This is a genomic window from Streptomyces seoulensis, from assembly GCF_004328625.1.
GTDB lineage: Bacteria > Actinomycetota > Actinomycetes > Streptomycetales > Streptomycetaceae > Streptomyces > Streptomyces seoulensis.
In genome coordinates this window covers 2,717,895-2,732,309 of sequence record NZ_CP032229.1, presented here as the reverse complement: position 1 = coordinate 2,732,309, position 14,415 = coordinate 2,717,895, and the positions used below count along the sequence as shown (strand labels likewise).

At 72.6% G+C, this 14,415-nt stretch carries 12 protein-coding genes; 10 read left to right on the top strand and 2 right to left on the bottom strand.

Going from position 1 to position 14,415, the window contains the following annotated elements:
- The first annotated feature begins 57 nt into the window (after positions 1-57).
- The 7 genes from D0Z67_RS12625 (at position 58) to D0Z67_RS12595 (ending at position 8,890) form a co-directional block, all read left to right on the top strand.
- On the top strand, positions 58-1,656 hold the full coding sequence (locus D0Z67_RS12625; protein ID WP_031184095.1) for an acyl-CoA carboxylase subunit beta: 1,599 nt from the start codon (positions 58-60) through the stop codon (positions 1,654-1,656).
- A gap of 5 nt (positions 1,657-1,661) precedes the next feature.
- Entirely contained in the window at positions 1,662-3,509 is a 1,848-nt protein-coding gene (locus D0Z67_RS12620; protein ID WP_031184096.1) for an acetyl/propionyl/methylcrotonyl-CoA carboxylase subunit alpha, read from the top strand.
- 29 nt (positions 3,510-3,538) lie between these two features.
- On the top strand, positions 3,539-4,699 hold the full coding sequence (locus tag D0Z67_RS12615) for an acyl-CoA dehydrogenase family protein (protein ID WP_031184097.1): 1,161 nt from the start codon (positions 3,539-3,541) through the stop codon (positions 4,697-4,699).
- A gap of 23 nt (positions 4,700-4,722) precedes the next feature.
- Positions 4,723-6,285, top strand: a complete 1,563-nt coding sequence (locus D0Z67_RS12610) for a 4-coumarate--CoA ligase family protein (protein WP_031184098.1) — start codon at positions 4,723-4,725, stop codon at positions 6,283-6,285.
- Positions 6,282-7,016, top strand: a complete 735-nt coding sequence (locus tag D0Z67_RS12605; RefSeq protein ID WP_031184099.1) for an enoyl-CoA hydratase family protein — start codon at positions 6,282-6,284, stop codon at positions 7,014-7,016. Before D0Z67_RS12610 ends, D0Z67_RS12605 begins: the two co-directional genes overlap by 4 nt.
- Positions 7,004-7,609: a TetR/AcrR family transcriptional regulator gene (locus D0Z67_RS12600; RefSeq protein ID WP_031184100.1), complete on the top strand. Its 606-nt coding sequence runs from the start codon at positions 7,004-7,006 to the stop codon at positions 7,607-7,609. Before D0Z67_RS12605 ends, D0Z67_RS12600 begins: the two co-directional genes overlap by 13 nt.
- Before the next feature lie 252 nt (positions 7,610-7,861).
- Positions 7,862-8,890 (top strand): isopenicillin N synthase family dioxygenase, encoded by a 1,029-nt coding sequence (locus D0Z67_RS12595; protein ID WP_031184101.1) that lies wholly within the window; start codon positions 7,862-7,864, stop codon positions 8,888-8,890.
- Positions 8,891-8,967: 77 nt separating this feature from the next.
- Here the strand turns inward: D0Z67_RS12595 and D0Z67_RS12590 are convergent, their stop codons facing one another.
- A complete protein-coding gene (locus tag D0Z67_RS12590; RefSeq protein ID WP_031184102.1) occupies positions 8,968-10,068 on the bottom strand; it encodes a citrate synthase 2 in 1,101 nt (366 codons plus the stop codon).
- A gap of 150 nt (positions 10,069-10,218) precedes the next feature.
- Between D0Z67_RS12590 and pdxH the strand changes: the two genes are divergently transcribed.
- Together pdxH and D0Z67_RS12575 are read left to right on the top strand one after the other, a co-directional pair.
- Positions 10,219-10,929 carry a pyridoxamine 5'-phosphate oxidase gene (gene pdxH, locus D0Z67_RS12585; protein ID WP_031184103.1) on the top strand — a complete coding sequence of 237 codons (711 nt, stop codon included), beginning with the start codon at positions 10,219-10,221 and terminating at the stop codon, positions 10,927-10,929.
- A gap of 388 nt (positions 10,930-11,317) precedes the next feature.
- A complete protein-coding gene (locus tag D0Z67_RS12575) occupies positions 11,318-12,682 on the top strand; it encodes a PAS domain-containing protein (RefSeq protein WP_031184104.1) in 1,365 nt (454 codons plus the stop codon).
- Between the two features lie 43 nt (positions 12,683-12,725).
- On the opposite strand, the gene D0Z67_RS12570 is transcribed toward D0Z67_RS12575, so the two are convergent.
- Entirely contained in the window at positions 12,726-13,481 is a 756-nt protein-coding gene (locus D0Z67_RS12570; protein WP_031184105.1) for an SIS domain-containing protein, read from the bottom strand.
- Positions 13,482-13,695: 214 nt separating this feature from the next.
- Here D0Z67_RS12570 and D0Z67_RS12565 point away from each other — a divergent pair, with 214 nt between their 5' ends.
- Positions 13,696-14,388 (top strand): iron-dependent transcriptional repressor DtxR, encoded by a 693-nt coding sequence (locus D0Z67_RS12565; protein ID WP_031184106.1) that lies wholly within the window; start codon positions 13,696-13,698, stop codon positions 14,386-14,388.
- Positions 14,389-14,415 lie beyond the last annotated feature (27 nt).

Below are 14,415 nucleotides of genomic sequence, written 5' to 3'. Positions count from 1 at the left end.
CTCCGGCGCCCCGACCACCCCCCACCCCGCAGACCACCGTCCCCCCGGAGGCACCCCGTGACCCTCCTCCACACCGCCCTCGACCCCACCGCCCCCGACCACCAGGCCAACCGCGCCACCATGCTCGCCAAGCTCGCCGACCTGGAGGCGGAGCACGCCAAGGCGCTCGCGGGTGGGGGCGAGAAATATGTGGCCCGGCACCGTAAGCGGGGCAAGCTGCTCGCGCGGGAGCGGATCGAGTTGCTGGTCGATCCGGACACGCCGTTCCTGGAGCTGTCCCCCCTCGCGGCCTGGGGCAGCGAGTACACCGTGGGCGCGTCCCTGGTCACCGGCATCGGGGTGGTCGAGGGAACCGAGTGCCTGATCACCGCCAACGACGCGACCGTGCGCGGCGGCGCGAGCAACCCGTGGAGCCTGAAGAAGGCGCTGCGGGCCAACGAGATCGCCCGCGCCAACCGCCTCCCCGTCATCAGCCTGGTGGAGTCCGGCGGAGCCGACCTGCCCTCGCAGAAGGAGATCTTCATCCCCGGCGGGGCGATCTTCCGGGACCTGACCCGGCTGTCGGCCGAGGGCATCCCGACCGTGGCGGTCGTGTTCGGCAACTCCACGGCGGGCGGCGCGTACGTCCCCGGCATGTCCGACCACGTGATCATGGTCAAGGAGCGCGCCAAGGTGTTCCTCGGCGGGCCGCCGCTGGTCAAGATGGCCACCGGCGAGGAGAGCGACGACGAGTCGCTGGGCGGGGCCGAGATGCACGCCCGTACCTCCGGGCTCGCGGACCACTTCGCGGTGGACGAGCGGGACGCGATCCGGCAGGCGCGCAGGGTGGTCGCACGGCTCAACCACCGCAAGGCGTACGCCGATCCGGCCGTCGCCGAGCCGCCCAAGTACGACCCCGAGGAACTCCTCGGCATCGTCCCCGGCGACCTGCGCACCCCCTTCGACCCGCGCGAGGTGATCGCCCGCCTGGTCGACGCCTCCGACTTCGACGAGTTCAAGCCGCTGTACGGCACCAGCCTGGTCACCGGCTGGGCCGAGCTGCACGGCTACCCGGTCGGCATCCTGGCCAACGCGCGCGGGGTGCTGTTCAGCGAGGAGTCGCAGAAGGCGGCGCAGTTCATCCAGCTCGCCAACCAGCGCGACCTCCCGCTGCTGTTCCTGCACAACACCACCGGCTACATGGTCGGCAAGGAGTACGAGCAGGGCGGCATCGTGAAGCACGGCTCGATGATGATCAACGCGGTCAGCAACTCCAAGGTGCCGCACCTCTCCGTCCTCATGGGCGCGTCCTACGGCGCCGGCCACTACGGCATGTGCGGCCGCGCCTACGACCCCCGCTTCCTCTTCGCCTGGCCCAGCGCCAAGTCGGCCGTCATGGGCCCGCAGCAGCTCGCGGGCGTGCTGTCGATCGTGGCCCGCCAGTCGGCGCTGGCCAAGGGACAGCCGTACGACGAGGACGGGGACGCCGCCCTGCGCGCGATGGTCGAGGGGCAGATCGAGTCGGAGTCGCTCCCCATGTTCCTGTCCGGGCGGCTCTACGACGACGGCGTCATCGACCCCCGCGACACCCGAACCGTCCTCGGTATGTGCCTGTCCGCCATACACACCGCTCCCTACGAGGGCGCCCGTGGCGGCTTCGGCGTCTTCCGGATGTGAGGCCCATGATTTCCACCCTGCTCGTCGCCAACCGGGGCGAGATCGCCTGCCGTATCTTCCGCACCTGCGCCGACCTCGGCATACGTACCGTCGCCATACATTCCGACGCGGATGAGGGTGCGCTGCACACACGTGTGGCCGACACAGCGGTACGGCTGCCGGGCGCGGCGCCCGCCGAGACGTATCTGCGCGGCGACCTCATCGTGAAGGCCGCCCTCGCGGCCGGTGCCGACGCCGTGCACCCCGGGTACGGCTTCCTCTCCGAGAACGCCGACTTCGCCCGCGCCGTACGGGACGCCGGGCTCGTCTGGATCGGGCCGCCGCCCGAGGCGATCGAGGCGATGGCGTCCAAGACCCGCGCCAAGGAGCTGATGGGCCTCGCCCCGCTGGACGCACAGGACGTCACCGCGGCCGACCTGCCGGTCCTGGTCAAGGCGGCCGCGGGCGGCGGCGGACGCGGCATGCGCGTCGTACGCGACCTCGCGGAGCTGCCCGGCGCGCTGGAGGACGCCCGCGCGGAGGCGGCGAGCGCGTTCGGCGACGGCGAGGTGTTCGTGGAGCCGTACCTGGAGAACGGGCGCCATGTCGAGGTGCAGGTCCTCGCCGACACCCACGGCACGGTCTGGACCCTCGGCACCCGCGACTGCTCGCTCCAGCGCAGGCACCAGAAGGTCATCGAGGAGGCCCCCGCACCCGGCCTCCCACCCGCGCTCACCGAGCAGTTGTACGCGCTGGCCGAGCGGGCGACACGCGCCGTGTCCTACGAGGGCGCGGGCACCGTGGAGTTCCTGGTCGCCGACGGCCGCGCCCACTTCCTGGAGATGAACACCCGGCTCCAGGTCGAACACCCCGTCACCGAGGCGGTGTTCGGGGTCGACCTGGTCGCCGAGCAGATCCGCGTCGCCGAGGGCCACGCCCTCCCCGCCGAGCAGCCGGCCCCGCGCGGCCACGCCGTCGAGGCCCGCCTCTACGCCGAGGACCCCGCGCGCGGCTGGGCCCCGCAGACCGGCACCCTGCACCGCTTCACCGTGCCGGCCGGCGTACGGCTGGACACCGGCTGCGCGGACGGCGACACCATCGGCGTGCACTACGACCCGATGCTCGCCAAGGTCATCGCGTACGCCCCCACCCGCACCGAGGCGGTCCGCAGGCTGGCCGGCGCCCTGGAACGCACCGCGCTGCACGGCCCGGTCACCAACCGCGACCTGCTGGTCCGCTCGCTCAGGCACCCCGAGTTCACCGAAGCCCGCATGGACACCGGCTTCTACGACCGCCACCTCACCGCCCTGACCGAGCCCGCCCCCGACCCGTACGCCCCGCTCGCCGCGGCCCTCGCCGACGCCCACGGCCGCTCCCGCTTCGGCGGCTGGCGCAACGTGCCCTCGGGCCCGCAGGTGAAGCGGTACGAGACGGCGGGCGAGGAGCACGAGGTCGCGTACCGCCACACCCGCACCGGCCCGGCGGCGGACGGCGCCCGCGTGGTGCACGCCGGCCCGGACCTCGTCGTCCTCGAAGTGGACGGCATGCGTAGGAAGTTCGAGATCGCCCGCTACGGCGACCGGGTCCACGTGAACGCCACCGCCCTGACCGCCCTCCCCCGCTTCCCCGACCCCACCGCCGAACACGCCCCCGGCTCCCTCCTCGCCCCCATGCCCGGCACGGTCGTCCGCCTGGCCGAGGGCCTCACCGAGGGCGCCGAGGTGAAGGCGGGCCAGCCCCTGATCTGGCTGGAGGCGATGAAGATGGAACACCGCATCACGGCCCCCACGGACGGCACCCTCACCGCCCTCCCAGCGGCGGTGGGCCGCCAGGTGGAGATGGGCACCCTCCTGGCAGTCGTCGAGTCGAAGTAACCCAGCAGCCGCACCCGAAGGAGCAAAAGGTGACCACCCTCATCGAGTCCGAAGAACACCAGGCTCTCCGCAAGGCAGTCTCCGCCCTGGGCAAGCGCTACGGCCGCGACTACATCACCCAGGTCATAGCTGAGGGCCGCTACCCCACCGAACTCTGGCAGGACGCCGCCAAGTTGGGCTACCTCGGCGTCAACCTCCCGGAGGAATACGGCGGCGGAGGCGGCGGCATAGCCGAACTCTCCATCGTGCTGGAAGAGTTGGGCGCCTCCGGAGCCCCCCTCCTGATGCTGGTCGTCTCCCCGGCCATCTGCGGAACGGTGATCGCCCGCTTCGGCACCGAGGACCAGAAGCGCACCTGGCTCCCCGGACTCGCCGACGGCACCAAGCTGATGGCGTTCGGCATCACCGAGCCCGACGCCGGCTCCAACTCGCACCGCATCACCACCACCGCCCGCCGGGACGGCGACGACTGGCTGCTCACCGGCCGGAAGGTCTTCATCTCCGGGGTGGACCACGCCGACGCCGTCCTGATCGTCGGCCGCACCGAGGACGCCCGCACCGGCAAGCTCAAGCCCTGCCTGTTCATCGTCCCGCGCGACGCCGAGGGCTTCTCGCGCAGCCCGATCAACATGGAGCTGAGCGCCGCCGAGAAGCAGTGGGAACTGGTCCTGGACGACGTGCGGCTGCCCGCTGACGCCCTGGTGGGCGACGAGGACGCCGGGCTGCTCCAGTTGTTCGCCGGGCTGAACCCGGAGCGCGTCATGACGGCCGCGTTCGCCATCGGGATGGGCCGGTACGCCGTCGGCAAGGCGCTGGAGTACGCCCGCGAGCGCACCGTCTGGAAGACCCCGATCGGCGCCCACCAGGCCATCGCGCACCCCCTCGCGCAGGCCCATGTCGACCTGGAACTGGCCAGGTTGATGATGCAGAAGGCGGCCCTCCTCTACGACGCCGGGGACGACATCGGCGCGGGCGAGGCGGCCAACATGGCCAAGTACGCGGCGGGGGAGGCGTGCGTACGGGCCGTCGACCAGGCCGTGCACACCCTGGGCGGCAACGGCCTGACCCGCGAGTTCGGGCTCGCCTCGCTGATCATCGGCGCGCGGGTGGCCCGGATCGCCCCGGTGAGCCGGGAGATGATCCTCAACTACATCTCCCACCAGACCCTCGGTCTGCCCAAGTCGTACTAGACCGACCGACGTTCGGAGGAACCGTGTTCCACAGCCCGTACGCCGAGGTCCCGCCGGTCGAAGAGGCCATCCACGACGCCGTCCTGGGCGGAGCCGCCGCCCACGGGGACCGGCCCGCGCTGATCGACGGCGTGGACGGCACCACCGTCAGCTACGCCCAACTCGACTCCCTGCACCGGAGACTGGCCGCCGCGCTGGCGGAGGCGGGGGTGCGCAAGGGTGACGTACTCGCCCTGCACAGCCCCAACACCATCGCGTTCCCGCTCGCCTTCTACGCGGCCACCCGCGCGGGCGCCACCGTCACCACCGCGCATCCGCTGCACACCCCGGAGGAGCTGGCCAGGCAGCTCGCGGACAGCTCGGCCCGCTGGCTGGTCACCGTCTCCCCGCTGCTGCCGACCGCCCGCCGGGCGGCCGAACTCGCGGGCGGGGTACGGGAGATCTTCGTCTGCGACCAGGCCCCCGGCCACCGTTCGCTGACCGAGCTGCTCGCCACCACCGCCCCCGAGCCGGACGTGGCGGTCGACCCCGCCGAGGACGTCGCCGTACTGCCGTACTCCTCCGGGACCACCGGCACGCCCAAGGGTGTGATGCTCACCCACCGGCAGATCGCCACCAACCTCGCCCAACTGGAGCCCGCCATCACGGTGGAGCCCGGTGAGCGCATCCTCGCGGTGCTGCCGTTCTTCCACATCTACGGCTTGACCGCCCTGATGAACGCGCCTCTGCGCAACGGCGCGACCGTGGTCGTGCTGCCCCGCTTCGAGCTGGACACCTTCATCGCGGCGATCGAGACCCACCGCATCGCCGGCCTGTACGTCGCCCCGCCGATCGTGCTCGCCCTCGCCAAGCACCCCTCGGTCGCCCGGTACGACCTCTCCTCACTGAAGTACGTGATCAGCGCCGCAGCCCCGCTGGACGCCACCCTCGCCGCGGCCTGCGCCGACCGGCTCGGGCTGCCGCCGCTGGGCCAGGCGTACGGCATGACGGAGCTGTCGCCCGGCACCCATGTCGTCCCGCTCGCCCACCTGCGCGACGCGCCGCCCGGCACGGTCGGCAGGCTCATCGCCGGCACCGGGATGCGGATCGTCTCCCTGGACGACCCCGGCAAGGACCTCGGCCCCGGTGAGCGCGGCGAGATCCTGATCCGGGGTCCGCAGATCATGAAGGGCTACCTCGGCCGCCCCGACGCCACCACCGCGATGATCGACGCCGACGGCTGGCTGCACACCGGGGACGTCGGCCAAGTCGACGACGAGGGCTGGCTGTTCGTGGTGGACCGGGTGAAGGAACTCATCAAGTACAAGGGGTTCCAGGTGGCCCCCGCCGAACTGGAGGCCCTGCTGCTCACCCACCCCGGCATCGCGGACGCGGCCGTCATCGGCGTCGTCAACGAGGAGGGCAACGAGGCACCGCACGCCTTCGTCGTCCGTCAGCCCACCGCGCCGGACCTCAGCGCCAACGACGTGCTGCTGTACGTGGGGGAGCGCGTCGCGCCGTACAAGCGGGTGCGCGGGGTCACCTTCACCGACGCCGTGCCGCGAGCCGCGTCCGGCAAGATCCTGCGCCGGGAGCTGCGACCGTGACCCTCGTCGGACGCACCCGCGACCGGGCCGTGGAGACGCTCAGCCTGGACTCCCCGGACACCCGCAACGCCCTCTCCGCGCCGCTCGTCGCCGAACTCGCCGGAGCCCTGGCCGACTGCGGCAAGGACCCCGGTGTCCGGGCGGTCGTGCTCACCCACACCGGCAACACCTTCTGCGCCGGGGCCGACCTGCGCGACCCGCCTCACCCGGACGCCCTGGTGAGCCTGCTGCGGCAACTCGTGGAGCTGCCCAAGCCGGTGGTCGCCCGGATCACCGGGCACGTCCGCGCGGGCGGGCTCGGCCTGGCCGGCGCCTGCGACATCGCGGCCTCCTCGGCCGGGTCCACGTTCGCCTTCACCGAGGTCCGCATCGGGGTCGCCCCGGCGGTGATTTCCCTGCCCCTGCTGCCGCGCGCCGACCCGCGCGAGCTGGCCCGCTACTACCTCACCGGCGAGCGTTTCGGCCCCGCCGAGGCGGTACGGCTCGGGCTGCTCACGCTCACCGGCGACGACGTGGACAAGGCCCTCGCCCCGGTCCTGGACGGCCTGCGCCGGTCCTCGCCCGAGGCCCTGGCCGCGACGAAGGAGCTGCTCACGGCTAGGGTGCTGGAGACGTTCGACCGGGACGCGGACCGGTTCACCGCGCTCTCGGCCCGGCTGTTCTCCGCCCCCGAGGCGCGGGAGGGGATGACGGCCTTCCTGGAAAGACGGGATGCGGCATGGGTGGTGTGAGTACGGCGGAACGCGACCGCGTACCCAAGCAGGACCGCAGCCGGGCCACCCGGCTGCGGCTGCTGGAGGCCGCCGTCGCCTGCCTGGCCGAGCACGGCTGGGCGGGCTCCACGGTCTCGGTCGTCGCCGAGCGCGCGGGCGTCTCGCGGGGCGCGGCCCAGCACCACTTCCCCACCCGCGAGGACCTGTTCACCGCCGCCGTCGAGTACGTCGCGGAACGGCGCTCCACCGCCCTGCGCGACCTGTTCCCGGACGGCCCCGGCGACCGCAAGGCCGTCGTCACCGCGCTGGTCGGCCTCTACACCGGCCCGCTCTTCCGGGCCGCGCTCCAGCTCTGGGTGGCCGCCGCCAACGAGGAGCAGCTGCGCGGCCGGGTGACCGAGCTGGAGGCGCGGGTCGGCCGGGAGAGCCACCGGATCGCGGTGGAACTCCTCGGCGCCGACGAGTCCCGGCCCGGTGTGCGCGAGAGCGTGCAGGGGCTGCTCGACATGGCGCGCGGCCTCGGCCTCGCCACCCTGCTCACCGACGACACCGCCCGCCGCGAGCGGGTCGTGGCCCAGTGGGCGGCGCTGCTGGACGAGGCCCTCGACTGAGTCCGGAAAAAGAGAGGGTGACGGGCGTCACACCCGAAATCGAAGGCCCGCAGTACTCTGGGCCCATGCTTCCGATGCTCGTCCGACGCCGCCACGTGGACTACGTGCGCGTCACGAGCATGGGCTGTCGGCGCTCCGCCTGACCCAGCCCCCTCTTACTCGACCTTCTCGAGTTCTCTCTCTTCGTCCGGCACCAGGGGGCCGCCACACCCCTCGCGGCTGCCCGTGCCCCGTACACCTCGCGGACGCACCATGACGACTCATGCGACGGACCCGTCGTACGCCCAGCTCCCGATCATCGACCTCTCGGCCGCCGACCGCGGCCCCGAGGAGCGGGCCCGCTTCCACGCCCGGCTGCACAGCGCCGCCCATGACGTGGGCTTCTTCCAGCTGACCGGCCATGGCGTGACCCGGGCCGAGACCGACGCCCTGACCTCGGCCATGCGGGCCTTCTTCGCGCTGCCCGAGGCCGACCGGCTGGCCCTGGACAACGTCAACTCCCCGCACTTCCGGGGCTACACCCGTACCGGCGACGAGCGCACCGGCGGCGCCCGCGACTGGCGCGACCAGCTCGACATCGGCGCCGAACGCCCGGCCCGCGCACCCGGTCCCGGCGAGGCGCCGTACTGGTGGCTCCAGGGCCCGAACCAGTGGCCCGCCGCCCTGCCCGAGCTGCGCACCGCCGCGCTCGCCTGGGTCGAGAAGCTCAGTGCGGTCGCCCAGCGCCTGCTGCGCGAACTCCTCACCGCCATCGGCGCCCCGGCCGGCTTCTACGACCCGGTCTTCGGCGCCCACGCCCACCCGCACCTCAAGCTGGTCCGCTACCCGGGCAGCGCGGGCGACGGCACCGCCCAGGGCGTCGGCGCGCACAAGGACTACGGCTTCCTCACCCTGCTGCTCCAGGACACGGTCGGCGGTCTCCAGGTCCAGCGCGCCGACGGCCGCTTCCACGAAGTCCCGCCGCTGGACGGCGCGTTCGTGGTCAACCTCGGCGAACTCCTGGAGGTCGCCACCAACGGCTACCTGGTCGCCACCAACCACCGCGTGGTGAGCCCGCCCGCGGCCACCGAACGCTTCTCGGTCCCCTTCTTCTACAACCCGGCCCTGGACGCGAAAATAGCCCCCCTGCCTTTCCCGCACGCGGAAAAGGCCCGAGGCATATCGACAGACCCGTCCAACCCGCTCTTCGCGGAATACGGCTACAACGAACTGAAGGGAAAGCTCCGCGCGCACCCGTTGGTGGCGGAAAGACACCACGCAGACCTACTGACGCCCGCGTAAGTACCCAAGGGGCGCGGGGAACTGCGCGACCAGCCAGAACGGCGAGTCACCCGCCCTCCGCGCCCCAGCCACCCCACTCAGTGGGCGATGTTCTCGAACCCGGAAATATCGGCAGGCTTCCGAGTCCCCGGCCCCACATACTCCGCAGAAGGCCGCACCAGGCGACCGGTGCGCTTCTGCTCGAGAATATGCGCCGACCACCCAGCAGTACGCGCACACGTGAACATGGAAGTGAACATGTGCGAGGGAACTTCGGCGAAGTCGAGCATGATAGCCGCCCAGAACTCCACGTTGGTGGCCAGCACGCGATCCGGCCGCCGATTGTGCAACTCCTCCAGCGCCGCCTTCTCCAACGCCTCGGCGATCTCGAACCGCGGCGCCCCCAACTCCCGTGCCGTCCGCCGCAGCACCCGCGCCCGCGGGTCCTCGGCCCGGTACACCCGGTGCCCGAACCCCATGAGCCGCTCACCCCGGTCGAGCGCCTTCTTCACGTACCCGACGGCGTCCCCCGTGCGCTCGATCTCCTCGATCATCCCCAGCACCCGCGAGGGGGCGCCGCCGTGCAGCGGCCCGGACATCGCGCCCACCGCCCCCGACAGCGCGGCGGCCACATCCGCCCCGGTGGAGGCGATGACCCGCGCGGTGAAGGTGGACGCGTTCATGCCGTGCTCGGCGGCAGACGTCCAGTACGCGTCGACGGCCGCGACATGCTTCGGGTCGGGCTCGCCGCGCCAGCGGATCATGAACCGCTCGACGACCGTACGGGCCTTGTCGATCTCCCGCTGCGGCACCATCGGCAGCCCCTGACCGCGCGCGGACTGGGCGACGTAGGAGAGCGCCATGACGGCGGCGCGGGCGAGGTCGTCGCGGGCCTGCTCGGCGTCGATGTCCAGCAGGGGCCTCAGGCCCCACACCGGCGCCAGCATGGCGAGCGCGGACTGCACGTCCACCCGGATGTCGCCGGAGTGCACGGGGATCGGGAACGGCTCGGCCGCCGGCAGGCCCGGCGCGAAGGCGCCGTCCACCAGCAGCCCCCACACGTTCCCGAAGGAGACGTGCCCGACGAGGTCCTCGATGTCGACGCCCCGGTAGCGGAGCGACCCGCCCTCCTTGTCCGGTTCGGCGATCTCGGTCTCGAAAGCGACGACTCCCTCTAGTCCGGGTACGAACGCGGACATAAGGCGGCTCCTCGGTGTGGTCGGTGGCGGTCATCACCGGTACTGCCCCATACGCGCGGGGGTCACCCGGAACGAGGGGCGGGAACAGCACGATAGCCCTGAGTGCCACGTTTGGGGAGACCCTGCGGCACTCAGTGCCACGTTCGTGCGATGCGGCAGGATGACCGCGTGACCGACCGCGATCTCACCCCGAAGCCCGACCCGGCCGTGGACCCCGCGTTCATGCGTGAGCAGTACCGGGCGCACGGTCTCGACGCGGAGCAACTCGCCGCGCACCCGATGGACCAGTTCGCCCACTGGTTCCAGGACGCCGCGCGCGCCGCCGTCCTCGGCACGCTCTACGAGCCCAACGCGATGGTCGTCTCCACCGTCGACCCCACCGGCCGCCCCAGCTCCCGCACGGTGCTGATGAAGGGCTACGACCACGACGGCTTCGTCTTCTACACCAACTACGGCTCCCGCAAGGCCCGCGACCTCGCCGGTGACCCGTACATCTCGCTGCTGTTCCCCTGGCACCCCATCGCCCGTCAGGTCATCGTCTGCGGGGTGGCCCGGCGCACCGGCCGGGAGGAGACCGCCGCCTACTTCCGCAGCCGCCCGCACGGCTCGCAGCTCGGCGCGTGGGCCAGCGCCCAGTCCACGGTGATCGGCTCCCGCGACGTCCTCGACGACGCCTACGCGGAGCTGGCCGCCCGGTACCCGGAGGGCGCGGAGGTGCCGGTGCCGGAGAACTGGGGCGGGTTCCGGATCGCGCCGGAGACGGTGGAGTTCTGGCAGGGGCGGGAGAACCGGCTGCACGACCGGCTTCGGTACACCGCCCGGCCGGACGGCTCCTGGACGACCGAACGGCTGAGCCCTTAAGAGCGCGACAGCGTCCAAACACGGAAACGACCCGCGAGTTCTGGTTCCTCCGCCGTGCGGCGGGGGAGCCGGCCGGACGTGCCGGCGAACTCGCGGGTCGGGTGACTGCTTGGGATTGGGCCGGCCGCACGCTTGCTTCACGTACTGGTCCGGCACCGCACTCGGTGTGGTGACGGGCCGCTAGCCCGCAGCCACCTCACGCGTCCGGTTTCCATACATCTGCCGAACCACCTCCCTTCCGTGTACCGACAGCCTAAAAAAGCGGGCCCCCGGGGTTCAAGTGATTTTCACCGCCGCAATCTGGCGGAACGGCGTGTGGGCTGGGTCACGGTCGAGTTGAATGACCATCGACGCCGTCAGCCGGACGGATCGTGCAAGGGGGACCAGGGTGAGTGCTTCCCGGCGCAGTGGGACCACCGACGAGCTGGGACCGGAGGAACCGGGCGGCGCCGACCTGCTGAACGCCCTGCTGGACGGCATGGACGCCGCCCTGTGCGCCTTCGACGCGGACGGCACCGTCACCCACTGGAACCGCGAGGCGACCCGCATCCTGGGCTGGAGCGCCGCCGAGGCCGTCGGCCGGCCGGGCTTCGCCGGCTGGGCGGTGCGCAGCGCCGACGACGCGGAGGTGCGCGAGCGGCTGCGGTCCGCGATGCGCGCCCCCGGCCGCCAGGTCCACGAGTTCGCCCTCGTCACCAAGGACGGCCGCCGGGTCCTGGTGCGCACCCAGTCGGCCGCCGTACGCGGCCCGGACGGCCGCCCGGCGGGCCTGTACTGCGCGTTCAGCGAGGTGCACACCCAGATCGACCTGGAGCGGTCCATCGCGCTGAGCGAGGCGCTGTTCGAGGACGCGTCCTGGGGTGTCGTCCTCATCGACGCCGACCTGCGCCCGGCCGTCGTCAACGCGCACGCGGCCCGTGCCCTGGGCGTCGGCCGCTCCGCCGCGCTCGGCCGGCCGCTCGGCGAAGTGCTGGCCCAGGGCACCGAGGAACTGGAGAGCGCGCTCACCCATGTGCTCGCCGAGGGCGCGCTGCCCGGCCCGATCGAGCTGTGGGTGACGGTGCGCACCGCCGAGGGCGAGCGGCGGCGCTGCTGGCGCAGCGGGTTCGTCCGGCTGGCCTCCCCGCTGGGCCAGGAACCGGTGCCGCTCGGGGTCGGCTGGCTGTTCCAGGACGTCACCGAGGCCCGGCTGGGGGAGCGCGAGGCGTCTCTGCTGCGGTTCCGCGCCAACCAGCTGCACCGCGCCGCGCGCGCCGCCGCCGAGTGCGAGGACCCCGCCGAAGCGGCCGTCGTCCACCTGGAGTTCGCCCTCGCGGGCTTCGCCGACCACGCCCTGCTGGACCGGCTCACCGACACGCGCGGGGAGACCGTACGGCTGGAGCGGCTCGCCGCCACGCCCGCCGGGACACCGGGTGCCGACGCCCACACCGGGCTGCCCGTGCGTTACGCCCCGGACCACCCGGCACCCCGGTGCACCGAGCGGGGCGGCACGGTGCGCGCCGATGTGAGCGGGGTACCGGCCGCGCGGTCGCGGGAGTGGGCCCGCACCCGGCACTGGCCCGCCGACACCGCCCACGCCCTGTGCACCCCGCTGCGCAGCCGGGGCCGGACCCTGGGCGTGCTGACCTTCCTGCGCGGCACGTCCCGCGACGGCTTCGACCGCATCGACACGACGTACGCGGAAGAGGTCGCGGCACGCATCGCGGCCGCGCTGGACCTGGCGGACGCGGTACGGGGCACCGGGCAGGTTTGAACCGCCGACGGCGGCAGAGGGACCGCGTTCTCAGCCGGTGACCTCAGTGGTGGTAGTAGATCCGGTCGCCGTACTTCTCCATGATCCGGGCGTTCCAGTCGTGCCCGCCGTCCACGTTCCCCGAGCGCAGCAGCGGGGGCTCCACGCCCCGGTCGGCCAGGGTGGCCGCCGCCGTCGCGACCATGGACTGCATCAGGGCCGAGGTGACCACCGTGGAGGCGGGCGCGAAGGGCGCCGGGACGGTGTCGAGGGTCAGCTCCGCGTCCCCGACCGCGATCTTGGAGTCCAGTACGACGTCGCAGTGGTCCTTCAGGAAGGTGCCCGAGGAGTGCCGGGAGGCGGTCTCGGTGGCGTAGGCGACCGAGGTGACGCCGATGACCTTGATGCCGAGGGCGCGCGCGTGCTGGGCCATCTCCACCGGCAGGGCGTTGCGGCCGGAGAGGGAGATGATCACCAGGGCGTCGCCGTCGCGCAGCGGTGAGCTGTCCAGCACGGCGGAGGCCAGGCCGTCGACCCGCTCCAGGGCGGAGCCGAGGACGGCCGGGCTGACGTCGATGCCGACCACGCCGGGGACGGCCAGCAGGTTCATCAGGGCGAGGCCGCCCGCGCGGTAGACGACGTCCTGCGCGGGCAGCGAGGAGTGTCCGGCGCCGAAGGCGAAGAGGCGGCCGCCCGACTCGACCGTGTCCGCGAGCAGGGTCCCGGCGGCGGTGATGGCCGCCGCCTCCTCCTCGCGCACCTGCCGCAGCAGGCCGATCGCCGCGTCCAGGAACCGGTCGGCCGGCGTGCCGTCACTCATGCGGGACCCCTTCGCGCGTCGATGTCGCGGATCACCGTGCGGTCCGGACCAGCGTGGTGTCAATACGGCCCGCGCAACCCGGCCGAAGCGCGGCCGGTTCCCGCTGTTTCCCCGGCGAGGCACGATTGTCGGTGGTATCCGGCAGAATTGATTCTGGGCCAGCGCACGCGCCGGGAGCGGTGAGCTTTTCGGCAGAGGTAATCGAGGGGCACGTATGTCCGGACTGATCGACACCACGGAGATGTATCTCCGCACCATCCTCGAACTGGAAGAGGAAGGCGTCGTCCCCATGCGCGCCCGCATCGCGGAACGGCTCGACCAGAGCGGGCCGACCGTCAGTCAGACGGTGGCGCGCATGGAGCGGGACGGACTGGTGTCCGTGGCCAGCGACCGGCACCTGGAGCTGACAGACGAGGGCCGCAGGCTGGCCACCCGCGTGATGCGCAAGCACCGGCTCGCCGAGTGCCTGCTCGTGGACGTGATCGGGCTGGAGTGGGAGCAGGTGCACGCCGAGGCGTGCCGCTGGGAGCACGTGATGAGCGAGGCGGTGGAGCGCCGCGTGCTGGAGCTGCTGCGCCACCCCACCGAGTCGCCCTACGGCAACCCGATCCCGGGCCTGGAGGAGCTGGGCGAGAAGGACGGCGCCGACCCGTTCCTGGACGAGGGCATGGTCTCGCTCGCGGACCTGGACCCCGGGTCCGACGGCAAGACGGTCGTCGTGCGCCGGATCGGGGAGCCGATCCAGACCGACGCCCAGCTCATGTACACGCTGCGGCGGGCGGGCGTGCAGCCCGGCTCCGTGGTGAGCGTGACCGAGTCGGCGGGCGGGGTGCTGGTGGGCAGCGGCGGTGAGGCGGCCGAGCTGGCCTCCGACGTCGCCTCCCACGTCTTCGTCGCCAAGCGCTGAACGCGAGGAGGCCCCGGCGCCGCCGCG

Excerpts from the sequence above, each read along its gene's own strand:
- D0Z67_RS12620 (WP_031184096.1), top strand. The coding sequence starts at position 1,662 with ATGATTTCCACCCTGCTCGTCGCCAACCGGGGCGAGATCGCCTGCCGT.
- D0Z67_RS12600 (WP_031184100.1), top strand. The coding sequence starts at position 7,004 with ATGGGTGGTGTGAGTACGGCGGAACGCGACCGCGTACCCAAGCAGGAC.
- D0Z67_RS12595 (WP_031184101.1), top strand. The coding sequence starts at position 7,862 with ATGACGACTCATGCGACGGACCCGTCGTACGCCCAGCTCCCGATCATC.
- D0Z67_RS12590 (WP_031184102.1), bottom strand. The coding sequence starts at position 10,068 with ATGTCCGCGTTCGTACCCGGACTAGAGGGAGTCGTCGCTTTCGAGACC.
- pdxH (WP_031184103.1), top strand. The coding sequence starts at position 10,219 with ATGCGGCAGGATGACCGCGTGACCGACCGCGATCTCACCCCGAAGCCC.
- D0Z67_RS12570 (WP_031184105.1), bottom strand. The coding sequence starts at position 13,481 with ATGAGTGACGGCACGCCGGCCGACCGGTTCCTGGACGCGGCGATCGGC.
- D0Z67_RS12565 (WP_031184106.1), top strand. The coding sequence starts at position 13,696 with ATGTCCGGACTGATCGACACCACGGAGATGTATCTCCGCACCATCCTC.